This window comes from Micromonospora sp. DT4 (assembly GCF_049841675.1).
Taxonomy (GTDB): domain Bacteria; phylum Actinomycetota; class Actinomycetes; order Mycobacteriales; family Micromonosporaceae; genus Micromonospora.
In genome coordinates this window covers 1-22,200 of record NZ_JBNCKT010000028.1, presented here as the reverse complement: position 1 = coordinate 22,200, position 22,200 = coordinate 1, and the positions used below count along the sequence as shown (strand labels likewise).

23 protein-coding genes are annotated in these 22,200 nt (G+C 72.6%); 12 read left to right on the top strand and 11 right to left on the bottom strand.

Going from position 1 to position 22,200, the window contains the following annotated elements; all coding sequences use genetic code 11:
* Positions 1 to 61 precede the first annotated feature (61 nt).
* Positions 62 to 1,210 carry an Mrp/NBP35 family ATP-binding protein gene (locus ACLQ24_RS11250; protein WP_425890987.1) on the top strand — a complete coding sequence of 383 codons (1,149 nt, stop codon included), beginning with the start codon at positions 62 to 64 and terminating at the stop codon, positions 1,208 to 1,210.
* 66 nt (positions 1,211 to 1,276) lie between these two features.
* Here ACLQ24_RS11250 and ACLQ24_RS11245 read toward each other — a convergent pair whose 3' ends face one another.
* Positions 1,277 to 1,699: a preprotein translocase subunit TatB gene (locus tag ACLQ24_RS11245; RefSeq protein WP_425890986.1), complete on the bottom strand. Its 423-nt coding sequence runs from the start codon at positions 1,697 to 1,699 to the stop codon at positions 1,277 to 1,279.
* A 76-nt stretch (positions 1,700 to 1,775) separates the two neighbouring features.
* Positions 1,776 to 3,215, bottom strand: a complete 1,440-nt coding sequence (locus ACLQ24_RS11240) for a trypsin-like peptidase domain-containing protein (RefSeq protein WP_425891038.1) — start codon at positions 3,213 to 3,215, stop codon at positions 1,776 to 1,778.
* A 282-nt stretch (positions 3,216 to 3,497) separates the two neighbouring features.
* Between ACLQ24_RS11240 and ACLQ24_RS11235 the strand changes: the two genes are divergently transcribed.
* Entirely contained in the window at positions 3,498 to 4,085 is a 588-nt protein-coding gene (locus ACLQ24_RS11235) for an O-methyltransferase (RefSeq protein WP_425890984.1), read from the top strand.
* 3 nt (positions 4,086 to 4,088) lie between these two features.
* Here the strand turns inward: ACLQ24_RS11235 and ACLQ24_RS11230 are convergent, their stop codons facing one another.
* Together ACLQ24_RS11230 and ACLQ24_RS11225 are read right to left on the bottom strand one after the other, a co-directional pair.
* Complete coding sequence (locus ACLQ24_RS11230) at positions 4,089 to 5,564, bottom strand: leucyl aminopeptidase family protein (protein ID WP_425890983.1); 1,476 nt, start codon at positions 5,562 to 5,564, stop codon at positions 4,089 to 4,091.
* 147 nt (positions 5,565 to 5,711) lie between these two features.
* On the bottom strand, positions 5,712 to 5,879 hold the full coding sequence (locus ACLQ24_RS11225; protein ID WP_007455245.1) for a DUF3117 domain-containing protein: 168 nt from the start codon (positions 5,877 to 5,879) through the stop codon (positions 5,712 to 5,714).
* 190 nt (positions 5,880 to 6,069) lie between these two features.
* Here ACLQ24_RS11225 and ACLQ24_RS11220 point away from each other — a divergent pair, with 190 nt between their 5' ends.
* The 4 genes from ACLQ24_RS11220 to ACLQ24_RS11205 are packed head-to-tail and all read left to right on the top strand — an operon-like array spanning position 6,070 to position 10,301.
* The gene (locus ACLQ24_RS11220; protein WP_425890981.1) at positions 6,070 to 6,888 is read left to right on the top strand and encodes a PaaX family transcriptional regulator C-terminal domain-containing protein; all 819 of its coding nucleotides are present in this window, start codon (positions 6,070 to 6,072) and stop codon (positions 6,886 to 6,888) included.
* A 4-nt stretch (positions 6,889 to 6,892) separates the two neighbouring features.
* Positions 6,893 to 7,684, top strand: coding sequence for an enoyl-CoA hydratase-related protein (locus ACLQ24_RS11215; protein ID WP_425890980.1), 792 nt, complete (start codon positions 6,893 to 6,895; stop codon positions 7,682 to 7,684).
* Positions 7,685 to 7,743: 59 nt separating this feature from the next.
* Positions 7,744 to 9,042: a DUF1800 domain-containing protein gene (locus ACLQ24_RS11210; protein ID WP_425890978.1), complete on the top strand. Its 1,299-nt coding sequence runs from the start codon at positions 7,744 to 7,746 to the stop codon at positions 9,040 to 9,042.
* A 17-nt stretch (positions 9,043 to 9,059) separates the two neighbouring features.
* A complete protein-coding gene (locus ACLQ24_RS11205; protein WP_425890976.1) occupies positions 9,060 to 10,301 on the top strand; it encodes a DUF1501 domain-containing protein in 1,242 nt (413 codons plus the stop codon).
* Here ACLQ24_RS11205 and ACLQ24_RS11200 read toward each other — a convergent pair.
* From ACLQ24_RS11200 to ACLQ24_RS11185, 4 genes are read right to left on the bottom strand one after another with little or no spacing between them, the layout of a single operon-like run.
* Positions 10,298 to 10,921 (bottom strand): hypothetical protein, encoded by a 624-nt coding sequence (locus ACLQ24_RS11200; RefSeq protein ID WP_425890975.1) that lies wholly within the window; start codon positions 10,919 to 10,921, stop codon positions 10,298 to 10,300. The two genes, ACLQ24_RS11205 and ACLQ24_RS11200, sit on opposite strands and share 4 nt — an antisense overlap.
* A gap of 25 nt (positions 10,922 to 10,946) precedes the next feature.
* Entirely contained in the window at positions 10,947 to 11,516 is a 570-nt protein-coding gene (locus tag ACLQ24_RS11195) for a DNA-3-methyladenine glycosylase I (protein ID WP_425890973.1), read from the bottom strand.
* A gap of 56 nt (positions 11,517 to 11,572) precedes the next feature.
* Positions 11,573 to 12,070 (bottom strand): SRPBCC family protein, encoded by a 498-nt coding sequence (locus ACLQ24_RS11190; protein WP_425890972.1) that lies wholly within the window; start codon positions 12,068 to 12,070, stop codon positions 11,573 to 11,575.
* Positions 12,067 to 12,750, bottom strand: a complete 684-nt coding sequence (locus ACLQ24_RS11185; RefSeq protein WP_425890970.1) for a DivIVA domain-containing protein — start codon at positions 12,748 to 12,750, stop codon at positions 12,067 to 12,069. Before ACLQ24_RS11185 ends, ACLQ24_RS11190 begins: the two co-directional genes overlap by 4 nt.
* Positions 12,751 to 12,903: 153 nt before the next feature.
* Between ACLQ24_RS11185 and folP the strand changes: the two genes are divergently transcribed.
* Positions 12,904 to 13,773, top strand: coding sequence for a dihydropteroate synthase (folP, locus tag ACLQ24_RS11180; protein WP_425890968.1), 870 nt, complete (start codon positions 12,904 to 12,906; stop codon positions 13,771 to 13,773).
* A 172-nt stretch (positions 13,774 to 13,945) separates the two neighbouring features.
* Here the strand turns inward: folP and ndhC are convergent, their stop codons facing one another.
* Positions 13,946 to 14,323, bottom strand: a complete 378-nt coding sequence (ndhC, locus tag ACLQ24_RS11175; protein WP_007455225.1) for an NADH-quinone oxidoreductase subunit A — start codon at positions 14,321 to 14,323, stop codon at positions 13,946 to 13,948.
* A 129-nt stretch (positions 14,324 to 14,452) separates the two neighbouring features.
* Between ndhC and ACLQ24_RS11170 the strand changes: the two genes are divergently transcribed.
* The 3 genes from ACLQ24_RS11170 to ACLQ24_RS11160 all read left to right on the top strand — a co-directional run bounded on the left by ACLQ24_RS11170 (position 14,453) and on the right by ACLQ24_RS11160 (position 18,979).
* Positions 14,453 to 15,880, top strand: coding sequence for a hypothetical protein (locus ACLQ24_RS11170; RefSeq protein WP_425890967.1), 1,428 nt, complete (start codon positions 14,453 to 14,455; stop codon positions 15,878 to 15,880).
* A 224-nt stretch (positions 15,881 to 16,104) separates the two neighbouring features.
* Positions 16,105 to 17,952, top strand: a complete 1,848-nt coding sequence (locus ACLQ24_RS11165) for a 2-oxoacid:acceptor oxidoreductase subunit alpha (RefSeq protein ID WP_425890965.1) — start codon at positions 16,105 to 16,107, stop codon at positions 17,950 to 17,952.
* Entirely contained in the window at positions 17,945 to 18,979 is a 1,035-nt protein-coding gene (locus tag ACLQ24_RS11160; RefSeq protein ID WP_425890964.1) for a 2-oxoacid:ferredoxin oxidoreductase subunit beta, read from the top strand. The genes ACLQ24_RS11165 and ACLQ24_RS11160 overlap by 8 nt, the downstream gene beginning before the upstream one ends.
* 66 nt (positions 18,980 to 19,045) lie before the next feature.
* Here ACLQ24_RS11160 and ACLQ24_RS11155 read toward each other — a convergent pair whose 3' ends face one another.
* Together ACLQ24_RS11155 and ACLQ24_RS11150 are read right to left on the bottom strand one after the other, a co-directional pair.
* Positions 19,046 to 19,444: an NAD(P)H-dependent oxidoreductase gene (locus ACLQ24_RS11155; protein ID WP_425890963.1), complete on the bottom strand. Its 399-nt coding sequence runs from the start codon at positions 19,442 to 19,444 to the stop codon at positions 19,046 to 19,048.
* Between the two features lie 146 nt (positions 19,445 to 19,590).
* Positions 19,591 to 20,601 (bottom strand): potassium channel family protein, encoded by a 1,011-nt coding sequence (locus ACLQ24_RS11150; protein ID WP_425890961.1) that lies wholly within the window; start codon positions 20,599 to 20,601, stop codon positions 19,591 to 19,593.
* A 173-nt stretch (positions 20,602 to 20,774) separates the two neighbouring features.
* Between ACLQ24_RS11150 and ACLQ24_RS11145 the strand changes: the two genes are divergently transcribed.
* Together ACLQ24_RS11145 and ACLQ24_RS11140 are read left to right on the top strand one after the other, a co-directional pair.
* Entirely contained in the window at positions 20,775 to 21,362 is a 588-nt protein-coding gene (locus ACLQ24_RS11145; RefSeq protein WP_425890959.1) for a helix-turn-helix domain-containing protein, read from the top strand.
* Between the two features lie 136 nt (positions 21,363 to 21,498).
* Positions 21,499 to 22,098 carry a ClpP family protease gene (locus tag ACLQ24_RS11140; RefSeq protein ID WP_425890957.1) on the top strand — a complete coding sequence of 200 codons (600 nt, stop codon included), beginning with the start codon at positions 21,499 to 21,501 and terminating at the stop codon, positions 22,096 to 22,098.
* The last annotated feature ends 102 nt before the right edge of the window (positions 22,099 to 22,200 follow it).

Below are 22,200 nucleotides of genomic sequence, written 5' to 3'. Positions count from 1 at the left end.
TGGCTCACACCACCCTCGGCCAGCGGTCGGCCCGGATGCCCCGCGACGTAGCATTGCGGGCATGTCAGCACCCGTGAGCACCGTCGAGGACGCGATCCAGGCCGCCCTGGCCACCGTCAACGACCCGGAGATCCGCCGGCCCATCACCGAGCTGGGCATGGTCCGCTCCGCCACGGTCGGCGCGGACGGTGTCGTCCGGGTCGAGCTGCTGCTCACCGTCGCCGGCTGCCCGCTCAAGGACAAGCTGCGTACGGACATCACCGCTGCCGTCGCGGCGGTGCCGGGTGTGACCGGCGTGCAGATCGACTTCGGTGTGATGAGCCCCGAGCAGCGGCAGTCGCTCCAGGCCCAGCTGCGCGGCGGCGGGGCGAGCGAGGAGCCGGTCATCCCGTTCGCCCAGCCCGGCTCACGCACCCGGGTGTACGCGGTGGCCAGCGGCAAGGGTGGTGTCGGCAAGTCCAGCGTGACTGTCAACCTGGCGGCGGCGCTCGCCGCCCGTGGGCTCTCCGTGGGCGTGGTCGACGCCGACATCTACGGTCACTCGGTGCCCCGGATGCTCGGCGCGGACGGCCGGCCGACCCGCGTCGAAGACATGATCATGCCGCCGCAGTCGCACGGCGTGAAGGTCATCTCGATCGGCATGTTCACCTCGGGCAACGCGGCCGTGGTGTGGCGCGGCCCGATGCTGCACCGGGCGTTGCAGCAGTTCCTCGCCGACGTCTACTGGGGCGACCTGGACGTGCTCCTGCTCGACCTGCCCCCGGGCACCGGCGACGTGGCCATCTCGCTGGCCCAGTTGCTGCCCAACTCGGAGATCCTGATCGTGACCACCCCGCAGACCGCCGCCGCCGAGGTGGCCGAACGAGCGGGTGCGATCGCCCTGCAGACCCACCAGCGGGTGGTCGGCGTCATCGAGAACATGTCCTGGCTGGAGCTGCCGGACGGTTCCCGGATGGAGATCTTCGGCACCGGCGGTGGCGCGGCGGTCGCCGAGTCGTTGAGCCGGACGATCGGCGCACAGGTGCCGCTGCTGGGACAGATCCCGCTGGACACCCGGCTCCGGGAGGCCGGCGACGCCGGCAACCCGATCGTGCTGGCCGAGCCGGAGTCCCCGGCCGCGCAGGCGCTGGGTACCGTCGCCGACCGGCTCGCGCTGCGACGCGAGTCGCTGCTCGGCAAGCCGCTCGGCCTCAAGCCCGCCGGGCGTTGAGCGCCCGGATCGACAACGCCCCGCCGGCCATTCGGGCCTGCGGGGCGTTCTCGTTCGGGTGCCGGATCAGGTGGCGTCGTCGTAGCTGACCCGGGGCGCCGGCGTCGAGGGCGTGCCGGTGGCGGTGGTGGGTCGCGTCCCGTTCGACCGCAGGTCCGCGGCGTTGGCCACGTCCTTCAGGTCGTTGTGCACGCCGTTGACGTCCGCGCGCAGGTTGTCGTAGACGCCCTGCAACGGCTTGCGGATCGCCGCCTCGTCCTCCTCGCTGAGGAGGTGCTTGCGGATGAAGGCCTTCGGGTGCAGGTCTTCGAGCTGGATGTCGGTGCCCAGCTCGCGACTGAGGTCACCGGTGGCGTTGTGGGCCATGTTGCGCAGATTGCGCACCAACCGCAGGCCGTCGTTGATCACGGCAGGCAGCCGGTCGCCGAAGATCAACAGCGCCAGGAGCAGCAGCGCACCGATCTCCCACCAGTTCAGGTTGTCGAGCATCCCGCGGGCCTCCTCTCGGCGTCAGCAGCAAGACTACGCACGTCGGGCGGCTTTCCGGCAGGGGGTGACCCGCTGTTCACTTCGCATCCGCCGCGAGAGTCACCGACGTGTTCCGCCGCGCGCTACCCCGACGGAACTCGACGGTCACCACCGACCCCGGGGCGAACTTGCGGACCAGTGCGATCAGGTCGGTCGGTTCGGTCATCGGTCGGCCGTTGAGCTTCAGGATCACGTCACCGACCTTGAGCCCGGCCCCGGCCGCCGGGCCGGAGGGCTCCACGGCAGCCAGTCGTACGCCGCCGCCGGCACCCGCGCCGGAGCCGCCGACCTGGGCGCCGATGACCGTACGCCGGGCCTTGCCGGTACCGATGATCTCCTGGGTGACCCGCTTGGCCTGGTTGATCGGGATGGCGAAGGCGAGCCCGATGTTGCCGGCCTCCTGCCCATCGGCCACCAGCGACTTGATGGTGGAGTTGACGCCGACCACCCGCCCGGCGCCGTCGACGAGCGGGCCGCCCGAGTTGCCGTGGTTGACCGCGGCGTCGGTCTGGATCGCCGCGTAGTAGCGCACCGGACCGCCCGGCTCACCAGCCTGCATCGTCCGGTCCAGCGCGCTCACGATGCCGGCGGTGACCGTGTTGGCCAGCGACAGGGGTGAGCCCATCGCGAGGACCGGGTCACCGACGGCCAGCGCGTCGGAGTCGCCGAACTCCACCGGCCGCAGCCCCGTCCGGTTCACCTTGATCACCGCGATGTCGGACTCCGGGTCCTGACCGACGACGGTCGCCGGAGCGGAGCTGCCGTCGTTGAAGACCACCGAGGCCTTGCCGCTGCTGTTGGCCACCACGTGGTCGTTGGTGATGACGTGCCCGTCGGCGCTGGCGATGAACCCCGAGCCCTCGCTGGTCCCGCCGAGGCTGCTGACGCGGATGGTGACCACGCTGGGCAGGACGCGTTCGGCGACCCCGGCCAGCGACTCCGGCTTGCGCTGGGCCAGCGCCGGTGGCTCCGCGGCCTCCGCCCCGAGCACCGTCCCGGCCGCGCCGCCACGCACCGCGAACGCGTAGCCCAGCGCGCCGCCGAGGGTGCCCGCCAGCAGAGCCGTGATCACCGGAACGAGCAGGAGGTGCCGCAACGTGGGTCGGCCCGGCGCGTCCGGGTCGGTTACCGGCTCGGGCTCGGTGCCGGCGGCCACCACTTGAGGCACCACCACCGCGGCAGGGGCCGCCGGGTCACGCCACGGATCGCCGAGCGCGTCGGACCACCACGGCGACGCGCCGGCTGCGGCGAACCCACTCGCGGTCGAAGAGGGCGGGCCCGCCTGCGGCACGGTGGGCGCGTGCGACAGCCCGGCCACGGCTGCGGTGTCGCCCGCCGGGGACGCCGGCGCGGTGCCGCTTCCCGGCGCGGCCGACGGACCCGCCGACGGGACTCCGACCCCGGGCGGGTGCGCCGGAGCCGGAGTCTCACCGTCCCGGCGCCATTCCCAGCCGTCGGTCACGTCGGTGCCTCCCAGTCCGTCCCCCGGATTCCGTACGGCGTCACCCAGCCACGGTTCGGCGCGGTCGAGGCTGACGGAATACCGCTTCCAGGATCGCACGGATGCGCGCGGTGGAGTCAGCGGTTGCCTCCGGTGATCGTGGAGGGACGGAGGCCCGGCTGCGCCTCGCGCCGGTCGCCTCTACGCTCACAGTGCCAACCCGCCCCCGCACCACGCGCCGCCCGGAGGTGCCCCATCGCCACGGCCGCCGGTTCCGGCAGTTCGACGAGCCAGGCTCAGCAGTTCGCCGAGTCGTACGTGACCGAGGATCTCGTGTTACGCACCGCCCGCAGCCTGGCCCACGAGGTGGGCCTCGACGCGGTCACCCCCGGAGCGGGGGCGGCGCTGCGGCTGCTGGCCGCGGCCGGCAACGCCCGCGCGGTCGTGGAGATCGGCACCGGCACTGGCGTGAGCGGTGTCTGGCTGCTGCGTGGCATGCGTGTCGACGGCGTGCTCACCACCATCGACTTGGAGGTGGAGCACCAGCGGATCGCCCGGCGGATCTTCACCGAGGCGGGCTTCCCCGCCGGCCGTACCCGCATCATCACCGGCCGAGCGCTGGACGTGCTGCCCCGGCTCGCCGACGGGGCGTACGACCTCGTCTTCGTCGATGCCGAGGTGACCGGGTTCCACGCCTTCGTGGAAGCGGCGCTGCGGTTGCTGCGCCCGGGTGGCGTGCTCGCGCTCAACGGCATGCTGGCCGGCGGCCGGATCGCCGACCCGGCCGCCCGGGACGCGGAGACGGTGACGGTCCGCGAAACGATCAAGGCACTGCGGGAGTCGGAGCACTGGATTCCAGCGCTGCTCCCGGTCGGGCACGGGGTGCTCGCCGCCGTGAAGTGCTGACGGTCAGTCGACGGCGGCCAACCAGCGCAGCAGCGAGCGGACACCCCAACCCGTCGCACCACGGCTCAGCTCCGCCTGGTCGCCGTCCGCCCAGGACGGGGCGGACATGTCCAGGTGCAGCCAACGGTCCCGGAGGTCGCCGGTGAACTCCCGCAGGTAGAGCGCGGCCGTCACCGAGCCGGCACCCTGGGCCGGCGCGCTGTAGAGGTCGGCGATCTCGCTGCCCAGGTACTCGACGTAGTCGCTGTACAACGGCATCCGCCAGGCCGCCTCGCCGGCCGCCTCGACCGCCGCCAGCACATCGGCGGCCAGGTCGTCGTTCTCGCTGTAGAGGGCGGCGGTCCGCTTGCCCAGCGCAACGGCGTTGGCGCCGGTGAGGGTGGCGAGGTCGACGAGCAGGTCGGGCTTGAGCTGCCGTACCGCGTAGGCCAGCGCGTCGGCGAGGACGAGGCGGCCCTCGGCGTCGGAGTTGGTCGTCTCGCTTGTCGTCCCGCCGTAGTGCCGGATGACGTCGCCCGGACGGAACGCCGAGCCGCTGACCATGTTCTCGGCGAGCGGGGCCAGGGTGGTGACGCGGACCGGCAGGCGCAGCGCCGCCGCGCCGAGGGTGGCGGCGACTACCGCCGCGGCGCCGGCCATGTCCTTGCGCATCAGCTTCATCGCGGGCACCGGCTTGATCGAGATGCCGCCGGTGTCGAAGGTGATGCCCTTGCCGATCAGCACCACGTGGGTACGCGCGTCCGCGGGATGCCAGTCCATCTCGAGCAGACGCGGGCCGCTGGCCGAGCCACCGCCCACGGCGAGGATCCCGCCGAAGCCCTCGGCGGCCAGCTCGGCCGGGCCACGCACCTTCAGGCGCAGGTGCGGCAGGTCGGCGGCGGCCGAGGCCACCTGGTCGGCGAACCACTGCGGGGTCTTCACCGAGGAGGGAGTGTTGGTCAGGTCGCGCGCGAGGCGGGTCATCGCCGCGGTGGTCCGCGCGGTGGCGACGGTGTCCTCGTGGGCCGTCGGGTCGGCGACCAGCAGATCGACGCTGCCGAGCGCGGGCGGCTCGTCGGCGTCGGTCAGGCGGAACCGGTACGAGGCGAGCAACAACCCCTCGGTCAGCCCGCGAATCGCGGACGAGGTCACCTCGGTCGGCAGCACGATAGTGATGTGCGTCTCATCTGCCGCCGAGCGGGCCAGGGCCGCGCCGGCCGCGCGCCAGGCAGACTCCCCGCCGTCGCCGATACCGAGCAGCACCAGCCGACCGGGCCTGCGATCGGGACGTAGCTGGGTGCTGATCTCGCCGGCCCGTCCGCTCAGTCGGGCGGCCGGCACCAGCGCGGCAGCCTCTTCGGTGGTGCCGTCCGGCGGCGTCACGGCGGTAGGCGCCAGCTCCGCCGAGGCGTCACCTCCCGCCGCCGGATCGACGGGGCGCACGGGCAGGACGAGGACGTCGAGCCGTTCGGGCTGGGCGAGCGGACGGATGGCGAGCACGCGGAACCGCACCTCCAGGAAGTTTCACAAAGCGGGTCGGGCCGCTGCCCGCCCACAGCGATGAAGACCCTGAGCCACCGGCGATCCCGGTGGCTCAGGGTCCAAGAAACGCCCCGATCGGCGTACGCCGTCCAGGTCGTCCCTCACTCAGCCGGCGGCTGCCTTCAACGCGTCACCGAGCGCGTTGGCCTCGTCGGGAGTCATCTCGACGACGAGCCGGCCACCGCCCTCCAGCGGGACCCGCATGACGATGCCCCGACCCTCCTTGGTGACTTCCAGCGGACCGTCGCCCGTCCGCGGCTTCATCGCCGCCATGTTGTCTCCCCTCAGACCTACACCAGGGTCGGTGGGTTGCCCCACAGCCACTTCGTCACGACCACCCGCAACGTTCGCGGGGGTGTCGACAGACGATTTTCCCTGATGAACACCGCCGGACCCAAACCGGAGCAGCATTGATGTAACAGCATCTAGCTTATCTTGAGAAGGCCTGTCACAATGTGCGGTCATGCAGGCACGGTCGGCACTCTTCGACCTGTACGGCGACCACCTCCGACCGAGGGGTGGCCGCGCACCGGTCGCCGCCCTGGTCAAGCTACTGGCGCCGTTGGGAATCGCGCCGCCCGCCGTTCGCACCGCCGTGTCCCGGATGGTGCGTCAAGGCTGGCTCCACCCGCTCCGGCTGGCCTCCGGACCGGGATATTCGATCACACCAAAAGCCGCTCGACGACTCGACGAGGCGTCGGCCCGGATCTACCGGACCGGCCGGGTCACCTGGGACGGCCGGTTCGATCTGCTCGTCCTCGACGCACCGGGCTCCCGGCGGGACCGGCAGCGACTCGCCGCCACCCTCAGCTTCCTCGGCTACGGCACCCTCGACGAGCAGACGTGGGTGGCGACCCGGCCCGCCGAGGACGTCGACCTGCTGCTGGCCGAGGCCGGCATCCGATTCGAGCGGTTCACGGCCTCGCACTTCTCCGGCACCCCCGGCGCGATGGGCGTCGTCCGCCGCGCGTGGGACCTGGCCGAGATCGGCCGCGCGTACGAGCGGTTCGTCGCCGACCAGCGCCCCCTCCTGAGCGCGGTCACCGTGCGCAGCAGCGACGAGGAGGCGTACGCGGCCCGGTTCCGGCTCGTGCACGCGTGGCGTACCTTCCTGTTCCGGGACCCGCAGCTTCCCCCGGCGCTGCTGCCCGAGCGCTGGCCCGGCACCGCCGCGGCCAGCTTCTTCGACCGGCACGCGGCCCGCCTGCGTCCGGCCGCCGACAGGTACGTCGAGCAGTGCCTCGACGCCGGCAACCGCATCGTTCGACAGAAGGGTCGTTAGACACGTGACCGAGCCGTTGCTCGTCGACCGGACCGACGCCGTCGTCACCCTCACGCTGAACCGGCCGCAGGCGATGAACGCGCTCGACGTCGCGTTGAAGGAGGCGCTGCGGGACACCCTGGCGGAGCTGGCGACCGACCGGTCCTGCCGGGCGGTCGTGCTGGCCGGGGCGGGCGGATCGTTCAGCGCCGGGCAGGACCTGCGGGAGCACGTGTCGACACTCGAGAATGGCCCGACCGATCCGCTGGGCACCCTCCAGGTGCACTACAACCCGATCGCCGCCCGGCTCGCCAACCTGCCCAAGCCGGTGGTGGCCGCCGTACGCGGGATGGCCGCCGGGGCGGGCGCGTCGCTGGCCTTCCTGGCCGACATCCGCATCGGCGGCCCGAGCACCAGCTTCCTGATGGCTTTCGCCAAGGTCGGTCTGGCCGCCGACACCGGCGCCTCCTGGACCCTGCCCCGGCTCGTCGGCCACGCCAAGGCGGTGGAGCTGCTGATGCTGGCCGAACCGGTCCGCGCCGAGGAGGCCTGTCGGCTGGGGCTGCTCACCCGTCTGACGGACGACGACGAGCAGGTGCTGCCCGCCGCGCAGGAACTGGCCGCCCGACTCGCGGCCGGCCCCACCGTCGCGTACGGGGCGATCAAGCGGCAGCTCTCGATCGCCGACGCCGGCACGCTCGCCGACGCCCTCTCGGCCGAGGCCCAGGCCCAGGCGATCTGCGGCGCCACCGCCGACCACAAGGCGGCCACCCTCGCCTTCGTCGCCAAGCAGAAACCGGTCTTCGAGGGACACTGAACGCGATTCGCACCGCGTCCTTACCGTCCTCGTACGCGGGCCCCCTAGCGTCGGCGTCCATGAGCGATCGTGAAGCGGTGGCGCACCTGCTGCGCCGGGCCACCTTCGGGCCGACCGCCGACGAGGTGGACGCGGCCGAGCGGGCCGGGGCGGCGGCGACCCTGGACAACCTGCTCGCCCCCGGGCGAGCCGACCGGGGCGCGGCGGCCACCCCACTGCCGGCGCTGCCCGCCGACCCGTACGCCGCGCTGACCAAGGAGTCCACCCGCGAACAGCGGCAGAAGGCCAACGCCCAGCGCCGGGAGCAACTTCAGCAGGTGACCCTCTGGTGGCTGGACCGGATGGTCGCCGCCGAGGACGGGCTGACCGAGAAGCTGCTCTTCTTCTGGCACGGGCACTGGGCGACGAGCGCCCAGAAGGTCAAGTCGGCGCGGATGATGCTGGGCCAGTTGGAGACGCTGCGCCGGCACGGGCGCGGGCCGTCGGCTCCGCTGGTCGCCGCGATGGTGCGCGATCCGGCACTGATCATCTGGCTGGACGGGCAGAAGAACACCCGTAAGGCACCGAACGAGAACCTGGCGCGTGAGCTGATGGAGCTGTTCACCCTCGGCATCGGCGGCTACACCGAGGCCGATGTGAAGGCCGGAGCGCGGGCGCTGACCGGCTGGACGGTCGACCGGCGTACCGGAGTGGCCCGCTTCGAGGCCAAACGACACGACCCCGCTGAGAAGACGATCCTCGGGCAGACCGGCCGCTTCGACGCCGAGGCGTACGCCGGACTGCTGACCGCCCAGCCGGCGGCGGCGACGTTCGTGGCCCGACGGCTCTGGTTCCGCTACGCCGGCACCGACGTCCCGACGCCGGACGGCCTGGCGGGAGCGGACACCATCGCGACCCTGCGCACGCTGTTCTCGTCGCCGGCCTTCGCCCAGACCCGCGGCACTCTGGTGAAGCAGCCCGTGGAGTGGATGGTCGGCGCGCTGCGACAACTCGGCATCCGCCCCAAGGCGCTGCCCGAGCAGCAGCGCAAGCAACTGCTGGGCGGCCTGAACGCGCTGGACCAGGTGCCGCTGCGACCGCCCAGCGTCGGCGGCTGGCCGGCCGGCGCGGCCTGGCTGACCGCCTCGTCGCTACAGGCTCGACTCCGGCTGGCCGGGATGCTCGCCACCGCAGCCACCCCGGCGGTGCTGGACCGGCTGACCGCCGCGCCCGCCGCCGGCCGGGCGGACGCCCTGGCCCGGCTGCTGGTCGTCGACGGCTGGGGCACCCGCACCCGGGCCGCCCTCACACCGCTGGCCGGCGAACCCCGCAAGCTGCTGGCAGCCGGCCTCGTCAGCCCCGAGTACACCGTCAGCTGAGCGGAGGAGTCGCGAAGATGGACACCCTGACCCGACGTAAGTTCCTGCTCACCAGCGGGGTGGTCGGCGCGGGCGCGCTGGCCGCCGGCGCTGGCGCGTACAACCTGCGGGACCTGCTGGACACCGCCGGAGACCGTGACCCGCAGTCGCAGACGCTGGTGCTGGTCACCCTCTATGGCGGAAACGACGGCCTGAACACCGTCATCCCGTACGACGATCCGGCCTACCGGGCGGCCCGCCCCGAGCTGGCGTACCCCGACGGGGAGGTGCGCCGCCTCGACGACGACTTCGCCCTCAACCCGGCACTGCAAGGCCTGCACCAGCGCTGGTCCGCCGGCGGTCTGGCGATCGTGCGCGGGGTCGGCTACCCGAAGCCGGACCGCAGCCACTTCCGGTCGATGGACATCTGGCACACGGCGCAGCCGGACCGGCCGGGCACCACCGGCTGGCTCGGTCGCTGGCTGGACCGGGCGGGCGGCGACCCTCGGCTCGCGGTCTCCTTCGAGCCGGCGCTGCCGCCGCTGCTGGCCGGTGAGCGCAGCGCGGGCGCCGCCGTTCCGGTGACCGACCGCAAGGCCGCTAAGGGACTGCCGGCGGAGACGCTGAAGGCGTTCTCCGCCGCCGAGGCGGGCGAGTCGCCGGCCCGCGCCCGGGCCGCCGCCTGCTTCGGCGACATGCGCTCGGTGGACCAGATGATCCGCGAGGTCCGCGACTCCGGCGACCCGGACGCGGCGGACCCGGACGGCGAGCAGGCGCCGGCGACCGCCACCGGCGGGGCGCGTACGCCGCTGGACGCGCAGCTGGACCTCGTCGCGCAGTGTGTGGAGGCCGGGGTGTCCACCCGGGTCTTCTCGGTGTCCCTGGGCGGCTTCGACACCCACGCCGACGAGAAGCAGTTGCAGGCCGTGCTGCTGGGCCAGCTCGACCGGGCGTTGACCGGTTTCGCCGACCGGATGAGCCGCACCGAGGCGGGCCGCAAGGTGGTGGTGGCCGTCTACTCCGAGTTCGGCCGCCGGGTACGGGCCAACGCCTCCGACGGCACCGACCACGGCACCGCCTCGGACATGCTGCTCCTCGGCGCGGGAGTGCGCGGTGGTTGGCACGGGGACGCGCCCAGCCTCACCGACCTCGACGACGGGGACCTGAAGTACACGACCGACTTCCGGGACGTCTACGCCACGCTGCTGGAACGTGTGTTGGGCGCCGATCCGGGGCCGGTGCTCGCCGACTGGCGGGGACGCCTGGACAAACTCTTCTAGTCGCCCTCTTCCGGGTCCTGGTTGGCCTCCGCGCCGAGCACGAACGCCTGCATCGCCAGCTCGTCGCCGGACGGTGCGACGAAGGCGGGCAGTTCACGCGGCCCCAGCTCCTGCACGTACGACCAGAACAGGCGTACCGCCTCGGCCGGCGTGCCGGCCTCGATCGGCAGGTCCAGGCTGACCAGCCAGGTGCGCCGCGCCGGGGGCGGGCCGAGCTGGTCGGCCAGCGCCCGGAAGGCCGCCGGGTCCAGGGCGGTGACCGGCCCGTCGAGGGTCAGCAGGTCGGCCGGTACCGGCTCGTCGAAGGCCCGTCGGGTGTACGTCACGACGAGCGTCTCCGGCTCGACCGGGGACTGCGGGTCGTCCGGGTCCTCACGGTGCCGTTGCGTCGGCGCGGTGACCCGGCCGAGGGCCACCAGGCGCGGCGGCGCGTCGGCCAGCACCGCCACCCGGTCACCGGGGCCCGGCCGCCCGATCTCGGTCAGGCCGGTCAGCTTCAGCGAGTCGTGGTGCACGAGCCGCTCGGCCTCGTAACGCTCGGCGGGCAGCAGCACCGCCCAGGTGCCTGGCCCGTCTGCGTGGCCGGCCCCACCGGCCCGGTACGCGGTCTCGGTCGTCATGCCTGTCATCCCATCACGCCGGAAGTCAGCGGGTGACGTGGCAGCCGACGATGTGATCGTCGACCATCCCGGTGGCCTGCATGAGGGCGTACGCCGTGGTGGGGCCGACGAAGCGGAAGCCGCGTTTCTTGAGCGCCTTGGCCATCGCCGTCGACTCGGCGGTGATCGGCGCCAGCTCGGCGAACGAGGCGGGACGGGCCGGCCGCCGCTCCGGCGCGTACGACCAGAGCAGCGCGGACAGCCCGTCGGGCAGGTCCTGGGCGGCCCGGGCGTTGGCGATCGCCGCCTCGATCTTGGCCCGGTTGCGGACGATGCCGGCGTCGGCGAGCAGCCGGGCCACGTCGGTGTCGTCGTAGCCGGCCACGGCGGGAATGTGGAACTCGTCGAAGGCCAGCCGGAACGCCGGCCGCTTGCGCAGGATGGTCAGCCACGACAGCCCGGACTGGAACGCCTCCAGCGTCATCCGCTCGTAGAGCGCGTCGTCGCCGTGCAGCGGCCGCCCCCACTCGGTGTCGTGGTAGACGGCGTAGTCGGGGGTGCTCGCCCCCCAGGCGCAGCGGGCCAGCCCGTCGGCGCCGATCACCAGGTCACTCACGTCGCACACGCTAGGCCATCGGACCGACAGCCGGACTCACCCGAGCCGCGGCACGGTCAGGGCAGGCGGCCCTGCTCGACCAGCCGCGCGAACCTCTTCAGCGCCTGGGTGAGGCCGAGCTTGGAACCGGGCCAGAGCACCGGCCACGCCAGCTGGCCGGCCCGGCCGCCCGGCAGGTGGAACCACTCGTGCCAGACGACCTGGGTCCGGGACTGGCCGAGCTCGGTGCAGCGCAGGACGCCCGGGCCGCGCAGCACCTGGCCGTGGTGCACCACCCCGATCTCGTACGGCTCGTCCACCCGGACCACCCGCATCTCGTCGCGCAGCGTCGCCCCGCCGAGCGCGGTCACCGCCTCGATCCGGCTGCCCTCGCGCCCGTCGCCCTCGACGACCCGAACCCGGGTGAACGGGATCCAGTCCGACTGCCGTTCCCAGGCGAGCAGCGCGGCGAAGACACGGGGCGCCGGGGCGTCCACGATGACCGTGGCGGTCACCTCACCGGCGCCGGGTTGGGCCGCCTCCCGAAGATCATCAGCGCCCTCCGGGCCGGTCACGCCGACTCCGACCGGACCACCGCGCCGTGCGGCCCGGCACCCCCGGCCGGCTCGACCTCGGCCTCGGCGGCATCGGTCGACTCGTCGTCGCCGGGCGTGCGGACGCCCGCGTCGTCGGCGGCCGGCGCCACGCCGTCGGCGTCCACCGCCGGGGAGGTGGCCGCCGCCGGGGAGGTGGCCGCCGGGGAGGTGGCCGCCGGGGAGGTGGCCGCCGGGGAGGCGCTCACCCCAACCGGCGTCGCCTCGTCGTCGGCGTCGGCGAGCGACGCGTCCGCGTCCGCGTCCGGCTCGGTGGCGGTGGCGGTGGCGTCGGGCGTCGGAACGGCGGACTGTTCGCGCGCACGGCGCAGCACCTCGGCGTCGTCGGTCCGGCCCTCGCGCAACGCGATGACCTCCGCCTCCAACACGCCGATCAGTTCGGACTTGTAGCCGATGTCGTAGGCCGCCCGGCGCATCGCCTGGTCGACCTGGGACATCCGGTAGCCGCGCAACCCGGTGTCGAAGCGGACCGCGCCCACGTCGGATTCCCGCAGCGGCCGGGTGCCCGGCAGCGGGACTGCCTGCGAATCCGGTTCCGTCGGAGCGAGGCCGGTATCGCGGCCGCCGACCAGCACCGTCACGCCGAAGACGACCGCCGCGACGGTCAACGCCACGACCAGGAGGAGCAGAAGCTGACCCATGCACTGATCGTGGCACGACAGCCCGCCGGTAGCGACCCCACCGCCCCGATCACCCATCGACGCCCACGCCCGCCCCGCGCGCGCTCCCACGGACCGGCTAGCGTCGGTGGCGGCCGGAGCAGCGGCGACGGCGCGCAAGAGGCGGGAGGCGTCATGGCCGGGGCACTTCGGCTTGGTTCGCGGACGTTCGCGCCGGGTGAGCTGGTGGTGATGGCCATCGTCAACCGCACACCGGACTCGTTCTTCGACCGGGGCGCCACCTTCGCCGCGGACAGCGCGCTGCGGGCCGTCGAGCGGGCGGTCGCCGAGGGCGCCGAGATCATCGACATCGGCGGGGTCAAGGCCGGGCCGGGCACCGAGGTGGGCGTGGCCGAGGAGATCCGCCGCACGGTGGACACCATCGCCGCCGTACGGGCAGCCTTCCCGGAGGTGGTGATCTCCATCGACACCTGGCGCGCCGAGGTGGCGACGGAGGCCGTGGCGGCCGGCGCGGACCTGCTCAACGACACCTGGTCGGGTGCCGACCCGACGCTCGCCCGGGTCGCGGCGAGCACGGGCGCCGGGCTGGTCTGCTCACACGCCGGCGGGCTCGCCCCCCGGACCCGGCCGCACCGCGCCGCGTTCGACGACGTGGTCGACGACGTGGTCGGGACGGTGACCGGGCTCGCCGAGCGCGCGGTGGCGGCAGGGGTACGCCCCGACGGAATCCTCATCGACCCGGCGCACGACTTCGGCAAGAACACCCGGCACTCGTTGGAGATCACCCGTCGGCTGGACGAGCTGACCGCGACCGGTTGGCCGGTGCTGGTGGCGCTCTCCAACAAGGACTTCGTCGGCGAGACGCTCGACCTGCCGGTGGCCGAGCGGTTGGAGGGCACGCTCGCCGCGACGGCGGTCTCCGCCTGGCTGGGCGCCCGGGTGTTCCGGGCCCATCAGGTCGGGCCAACCCGTCGGGTGCTGGACATGGTGGCCTCGATCCGCGGCGACCGCCCACCCACAGCCACCAGGCGAGGCCTGGCCTAACCACCCCCGCCCAACCCCAACCCAACCCAACCCCAGGCGCGGTGATCATGAGGTTATTGCCCTGCCGCGCGGCGTGTCGGAACAATAATTTCATGATCATCGGGGGGTGGGGCGCCCACGGGAGGGCGCCCGGGCGGCGGTGGGAGGGGTCAGGTCCAGCGGCGGTGGGGGGTCAGGTCCAGCGGAGGATGTTTCTGCGCCAGGCGTAGAGGATGCCGAGGGCGAGCACCGCCACGAACACTGCCATCTCCACCACCGTGACCAGGCCGAAGCCCGGCCGGTCGAAGACCACCGCCCACGGGAAGAGGAACACCGCCTCGACCGCGAACAGCACGTACAGGTAGGCGTAGACGTAGTAGCGGATCTGCATCTGCGCCCAGTCCGCGCCGACTGGATCGAGCCCGCACTCATAGCTGGTCCGCTTCCCGAACGGGTCGGCCGGACGGGCCGGACGTAACACCCGGTTGGCCGAGAACGCCGTCACAAAGAACAGGACACTGACGAGCAGCAAGAGCCCGAGCGTCGCGTACGAGCCCAGGTAACCGGTCACGTCCGGAGCCTACCGCCCGCCCGGAAGGGGCCGTCCCCAACACGTTACGAATTTGTTTCCAGGCGGGACTAGTGCACCTGGGGCAACTATTAACAATATTGGACACCTACCCATGTCACCGGAGGACAGATGGCCCGCGTGAAGGTTTCGCCCGATCGCTGGGCCACGGGGTGGCGTCCCACGCATTTGCTGGCGACGTCGCTCGCGCTCGGGTTGCTCACGGCGCTCGCCGTCACGCCGGCGCTCGCCAGCGCGGCGGCACCGCGTACCCATCCGGTCACCGCCGTGACGGAGTCGGCGCCCGAACCCGATCCGGACCCGGAGACCACCGCACCGGAGGAGCCCACCCCGACCGTGGATCCCAGCGGCGACCCCGCGCCGACGGACCCGGCCCCGCCGACCACCGCCCCGCCGCCGGAGACGACACCGCCGGCGCCCCCGCCGACGACCGCGCCGCCGCCACCGGTCACCAGCGCGCCCGCCCCGGGCGGCTCCACCCGGCCGCCGACGGCCGGACCACCGCCACCGGTCCAACCGCCCGCGCAGCGCGGCGCGCCGGCACCACCGCCGAGCCCGCTCGGCGTGCAGGTGACCACCGAGGACGTCACCCTCTCGGAGGCGTACTGGAACGCGCCCAGCACGACCACCACGCTGCGGGTCACCGTGGCGAACACCGGCACCTCCGCGCAGCGGGTCCGACTGTCGTACACCCTGCCGGCCGGGCTGAGCGACGCCGGCACGAACGGGTGCGTCGCGGAGGGCGGCGGCGCGTACGGCTGCGGGGCCTGGACGACCGAGGCGGGCACCCGGTTCAGCAGCCTGATCCGGCTCCGCGTCGCCGGCGACGCCTGGAAGCGGATGCCGCTCAGCGGCTCGGTGCGGGTCGTCGCGGACGTGCCGGGGATGCCCGGCGAATTGGCCGACGACCAGGGCTTCGCGGTGCTGTTCCCGCCCGGCCCGCCGGTGCCCGGCATCTCGCTGGCCGCCGACGAGGTCGCGTTCGACATCAGTGGCGCGCAGAGCGCCCTGGCGGTGCGGCTGGGCAACACCGGAACGGTGGACGCCACCGGTCTGGTGGAGGTGGTCCTGCCGGCGGGGGTGAGCATGCCGACCCCTCCGGCGGGTTGCGTGGCCCTCGACGCGTCCCGCACCCGGTGCGACACGGGTCCGCTGTCGGCGGGTGAGACCCGGGAGCTGCGGCTGCCGGTGGAGGCGACCCCACAGGCCCAGCGGGAGGCGCCCCTGTCCGGGGCGGTGGTCGGTCAACTAAAACCGCGCAACGGCGCGACGCGGCGGTTGCAGATGAGTTTCCGGATCACCGCGGCGGCCGCGCTGGCCACGCCGGTCGTCTCGCCGCCCGCGCCGACCGGCTCCCAGGGCGTACTCCCGGCGGGCGCCACCACCGACGACGGCATGACCTCGGTCCAGCGCACCGCGGTCATCCTGGTCGTGGTCTCCGCGCTGCTGGTGGTGCTGGCTCTCACACTGGCGACCACCTCGCTGCGTCGCCGGTTCGGCGGGTCGACGCCCGGGCCCACGACCCGGTCCACCGACTGACCGATCGATGACCCTGACCGCTGCCGGCCGGGGTCGTCGCCGGCCGGCCGACGGTGATCTGAATTACGGCGGCCGGGACGAAGCCCCGCATTCCGCCGCAATTCTTGCGTTGATCCGGTCTCAGTCGGCGGACCTCCGGGGAGGGTCGGGGGTCCGTTCGACGTAGGCTCTCGGTGAGGAACGACAGCGCTGGGGAGCCCGCAGTCGCGAACGAAGGTGGCACAGTGACCAAGCAGATCCGTCAACTCGACCGGGTGGTCATCCGGTTCGCCGGCGACTCCGGCGACGGCATGCAGTTGACCGGCGACCGGTTCACCTCGGAGACGGCGCAGCTCGGCAACGACATCTCCACGCTGCCGAACTTCCCCGCCGAGATCCGGGCCCCCGCCGGCACGCTGCCGGGCGTGTCGAGCTTCCAGGTGCACTTCGCCGACTACGACATCCTCACCCCGGGCGACGCGCCCAACGTGCTCGTGGCGATGAACCCGGCGGCCCTCAAGGCCAACCTGGCCGATCTGCCCCGCGGCGCGGACATCATCGTCAACACCGACGAGTTCACCAAGCGCAACCTCGCCAAGGTCGGCTACCAGAGCAGCCCGCTCGACGACGACTCGCTGGCCGGCTACATCGTGCACCCGGTGGCGCTGACCTCGATGACGGTCGGCGCGCTCGCCGAATACCAGGTGTCCAAGAAGGACGCCGAGCGGTCCAAGAACATGTTCGCCCTCGGCCTGCTCTCCTGGATGTACTCCCGGCCCTACTCCTCGACGCTGCGCTTCCTGGAGCGCAAGTTCGCCGCCCGCCCGGAGCTGGTCGCCGCGAACGTCGCCGCCTTCAAGGCCGGCTGGAACTTCGGCGAGACCACCGAGGACTTCGCGGTCCGCTACGAGGTCAAGCCGGCGAAGATGCAGCCGGGCACGTACCGCAACATCACCGGCAACGCGGCGCTCTCGCTGGGGCTGGTCGCCGCCGGGGTCCGCTCGGGGCTGCCGGTCTTCCTCGGCGCGTACCCGATCACGCCGGCGTCGGACATCCTGCACGAGCTGAGCAAGCACAAGCGGTTCGGCGTGCTGACCATGCAGGCCGAGGACGAGATCGCCGCCGTCGGCGCGGCGCTGGGCGCCTCCTACGGCGGGTCGCTCGGCGTGACCACCACCAGCGGCCCGGGTGTGGCGCTCAAGAGCGAGACCATCTCCCTCGCGGTGGCGCTGGAGCTGCCACTGGTGATCGTGGACGTGCAGCGGGCCGGCCCGTCGACCGGCATGCCGACCAAGACTGAGCAGGCCGACCTGAACATGGCGCTGTACGGCCGGCACGGCGAGGCGCCCGTCGCGGTGATCGCGCCCCGGTCACCGTCGGACTGCTTCTTCGCCGCGCTGGAGGCGGCCCGGATCGCGCTGACGTACCGCACGCCGGTGATCCTGCTGTCGGACAACTACGTCGCCAACGGTTCGGAGCCGTGGCTGCTGCCCGACGTGGAGTCGCTGCCCGACCTGCGGGTCGAGTTCGCCACCAAGCCCAACGGCGACGACGGCACCACCTTCCTGCCCTACCTGCGCGACCCGGAGACGCTGGCCCGCCCGTGGGCGATCCCCGGCACCGCCGGGCTGGAGCACCGGATCGGCGGCCTGGAGAAGGCCGACAAGACCGGTGACATCTCGTACGACCCGGCGAACCACGACTTCATGGTGCGGACCAGGGCGGCCCGGATCGAGACGATTCCGGTGCCGGACATCGAGGTGGAGGACCCGGACGGCGACGCCCGGGTGCTGGTCCTCGGCTGGGGCTCGACGTACGGGCCGATCGGCGCGGCCTGCCGCGGGGTGCGCCAGCGTGGGCTGTCCATCGCCCAGGCACACCTGCGGCACCTCGCCCCGATGCCGGCCAACCTCGGTGAGGTGCTGCGCTCGTACGACAAGGTGGTCATCCCGGAGATGAACCTGGGTCAGCTCGCCCACGTCATCCGGGCCCGCTATTTGGTCGACGCGATCAGCTACAACCAGGTCCGCGGCCTGCCGTTCACGGCCGCCGAGCTGGAGACGACGCTGGAAGAGGTCCTGAAGAATGTCTGAGCCCGTCGCCCTCAAGCTCACCGCCAAGGACTTCAAGTCCGACCAGGAGGTGCGCTGGTGCCCCGGCTGCGGTGACTACGCCATCCTGGCGGCCATCCAGCAGTTCATGCCGGAGCTGAACATCCCCCGCGAGCGAACCGTGTTCGTCTCCGGGATCGGCTGCTCGTCGCGCTTCCCGTACTACATGAACACGTACGGCATGCACTCGATCCACGGTCGGGCCCCGGCGATCGCGACCGGCCTGTCGGTGTCCCGGCCGGACCTGTCGGTCTGGGTGGTCACCGGCGACGGTGACGCGCTTTCCATCGGTGGCAACCACCTGATCCACGCGCTGCGGCGCAACGTCAACCTCAAGATCCTGCTGTTCAACAACCGGATCTACGGTCTGACCAAGGGGCAGTACTCGCCCACCTCCGAGGTCGGCAAGGTCACCAAGTCGACGCCGGCCGGCTCGGCGGACGCCCCGTTCAACCCGCTCTCGCTCGCCCTCGGCGCGGAGGCCAGCTTCGTCGGCCGGACCATCGACTCGGACCGCAAGCACCTCCAGTCGGTGCTGCGGGCCGCCGCCGAGCACGAGGGTTCGGCGTTCGTGGAGATCTACCAGAACTGCAACATCTTCAACGATGGGGCGTTCGAGCAGCTCAAGGACCCGTCCACGCGGGACGACTACCTGATCCGCCTGGAGCACGGCCAGCCCATCACCTTTGGCGCGGACGGGCGGTTCTGCGTGGTGCACCCGCCGGGCGCGTTCGGTCTGGAGGTCCGGGAGACCAGCTCGGTCCGCCCGGAGGAGATCGTCGTGCACGACGCGACGGTGGCCGACCCGGCGTACGCGTTCGCGCTGTCCCGGCTGCCCGGCCTGGACCTGCGCAACACCCCGATCGGGGTGTTCCGTTCGGTGGACCGGCCGTCCTACGACAGCGTCGTGCAGAGCCAACTGGCGGCCGCCAAGGCGAAGGTCACCGAGACCCCCGAGCAGCAGCTCGCCGGCCTGCTGGGCAGCGGCGACACCTGGACGATCCTCTGACCTGTCCGACCTGAACGAAAGCGGCCGTCCCACCGGGGCGGCCGCTTTCGTCGTACCGGTGCCGTCTCAGCGCTGGGCCGAGGCCGGCGTCCACAGGTTGTCGATCTCCTTCTGCGCCGCCGCCAGGCTGGCCTCGTGCAGCGGGATCAGCTCGGCCATCGCCGGCACCGTGGGTGCCAGGGTCAGCTCCGCGCTGATGAAGCGCGGCTCCAGCCCGGTCATCGACAGGCCGTGCGGGAGCCACTGCTCGGCATGGTCCCAGCCGTGCCGCGGGGTGCCCTCGCCGTAGCCGCCGCCCCGGGTGGCCACCACGACGAACTCGCGACCGCTGAGCAGGCCCTCCTGGGTCGTCGGGTCGTAGGTGAGGCCGGCGACGATCAGGTGGTCGACCCAGGACTTGACGCTGCTCGGCGCGCCGTAGTTGTAGAGCGGCAGCCCGAGCAGGACCACGTCGGCCCGCTTCACCTCGTCGACGAGGCGAAGTGTCGGGGGGCTGGAGCCAGCCGAGCGGGAGACGCTCTACGAGCTGCTCAGGCGGGCCGCCACCACGACACCGATCAGCTGCGGCGAAGCGCTCATCCAGGAGCCCGACGCCTGCTGACGCGCGTACGTCAGACCGTGTCCGTGGACGGACGGTCGTCGCGGACGTGCACCAGCATGTCGCCGGTCTCGATCACCGCGCCGGCCTTGTCGGCCAGGGTGACCACCTTGCCCCGCCGGACCAGGGCGATCACCAGTGATTCCAGCTCACGCGGCGAGCGACCCACCTCGTCCCGCTCTGCCGAACGCATCGCCAACGCCATGCCCTGCCCCGGCGTGAGCAGATCCTCCACCACGTCGATCAGCGGCGGTGCCGAGGTCGAGAGGCCGAGCAGGCGGCCGGCGGTCGCCGAGGAGACGATCACATGGTGCGCGCCGCTCTGCTTGAGCAGCGGGGCGTTCTCCGCCTCCCGCGCTGCCGCGATGATCCGCACCTGCCCGGCGGTGAGCTGCCGGACGGTCAGCGCCACCAGCACCGAGGCGTCGTCGCTGTCGGTCGCGATGATCACTGCCTTGGCGTTCTTGACGTGCGCCTCGTTCAGCACCGACGACCGGGTCGCCGACCCCTCGATCGCCACCAGCCCGGCCGACGTGGCCTGCCGCAGGGCGACGCCGCTGCGCTCCACCACCACGATCCGCGACCGGTCCAGGCCGTTCTCCAGCAGAGCGTTGACCGCGCTGCGGCCCTTGGTGCCGTAGCCGCAGATGATGACGTGGTCCTTCACGACTCTCCTCCACCGCGACAGGCGACGGCCGGTCCGGTACTGCTCGGTCAGGACTTCCAGGGTGGTGCCGACCAGGATGATCAGGAATAGCACCCGGGCCGGGGTGACGAACAGGACGTTGACCAGCCGGGCCGACGGCGCGGCCGGGGTGATGTCCCCGTAGCCGGTCGTGGAGAGCGAGACGACCGCATAGTAGAAGCAGTCGAGCAGGGTGAGGCCGTCCTCGTTGACGTCGCGGTAGCCGTCCCGGTCCAGGTAGACCGCCGCCACCACGGCGAAGACCAGAGCCAGGGCGGCCGCGAGCCGGAGGCTCAGCGCGCTCAGTGGGCCCCGGCGCTGCGCGGGAAAATGGATCACCGTCGAACCTGCTCCGCCGCCGTCGCCTGCACGCCCACAACATAGCGGGTACGCCGCACACCGCACGCCCGGGCCACGACGACGGCCGACTCGGCACGCACGGGTCGGCCCGGACGGCCGACAACCGGCATGATGGGGATGTCCCCGACGACGACCGCGAGAGTGAGGTCCGCATGTCGTTGCTGCGACGAGTGATCGGCGGAGTGCTGCGCCGGCTGCGCCAGAGCCAGGGCCGCACACTGCGTGAGGTGGCTGCGTCCGCCGGGGTGTCCGTGCCCTACCTGTCCGAGGTCGAGCGCGGCCGCAAGGAGGCCTCCTCGGAGGTGCTCGCGGCGATCTGCCGGGCGCTCGGCATCCAACTCTCCGACCTGCTCGAAGCGGCCCGCGACGACCTGCGTCGGGTTGAGCGTCGCCTGCCCGCCGCACCCCGGGCCGCTCTGGCTCGGCTGGAGCGGGTGCCCTCGGCACGCGACGAGACCACCCCCGCGTTCCGGATCGGTTTTCAGCCCGGTGGGGTGACGCCACCCGTGGCCGCCGCCCCGGCCCCCGTACGGCATCCGGTCGGGCCGGTGCTGCGGCTCGGCGGGCCGGTCCTGCACGTCTGCGGTCCAGCCTCGCCCGTCGGGTCGACCGTCGGAGGAGCGGGGCTCCGGATTCGGCTGATCGCCTCCGCGCCGACCGGGCGCCCCGGTCCGCGTACCTCCAAGATGCTGGCCTGCCGCCGGGTCCGGACGGGCCGGCGGCGGCTGACCCTGGTGTAGGCCGGCCGGGGTTCTGCCCTGGGCGGATCTGCCGCCGGCAGAATCCCTGGGCCGCAACCGCCGGCGCGCGCACGCTGGAGGGGCCGGCTCCCCGGGCGCCTCCGCCGCCCGCCGGCACGGCGGAAGGTGGCGACACATGATCGGGTACGGCGTGCGGATGCTGGACGGCGGGCAGCCGACCTTCGGTGACCAGGTGTTCGAGCGGTTGCTGCGGGAGCGGATCGTCTTCCTCGGCACCGAGGTGACCGAGGAGTCGGCCAACCAGATCTGCGCGCAGATCCTGCTGCTCGCGGCCGAGGACCCCGACCGGGACATCTACCTCTACATCAACTCGCCGGGCGGCTCGGTGAGCGCCGGAATGGCGGTCTACGACACGATGCGCTACGTGCGCAACGACGTCGCCACGCTGGCGCTCGGGTTCGCCGGGTCGATGGGGCAGTTCCTGCTCTGCGCCGGCACGGCCGGCAAGCGGTACGCGCTGCCGCACTCCCGGATCATGATGCACCAGCCGTCGGGCGGGATGGGCGGCACCGCCTCGGCCATCACCATCCAGGCCGAAAACATGCTGCACGTCAAGCGCACCATGCAGGAGCTGATCGCTCAGCACAGTGGACGGACGCTCGACGAGATCCAGCGCGACTGGGACCGGGACCGCTGGTTCACCGCCAAACAGGCCCGGGAGTACGGCCTCATCGACCAGGTGCTCGCCCGCGCCGAACATCTGCCGGCGGCCTGACCCGCGGCAGTGGCTGCCCCCCCCCCCGTTACCTTTTTGATCGTCCCCAGCCGGGGACTGCTCGGTCGCTCGGCCCGGTATGACTTACCGCCCCTGTCGTAC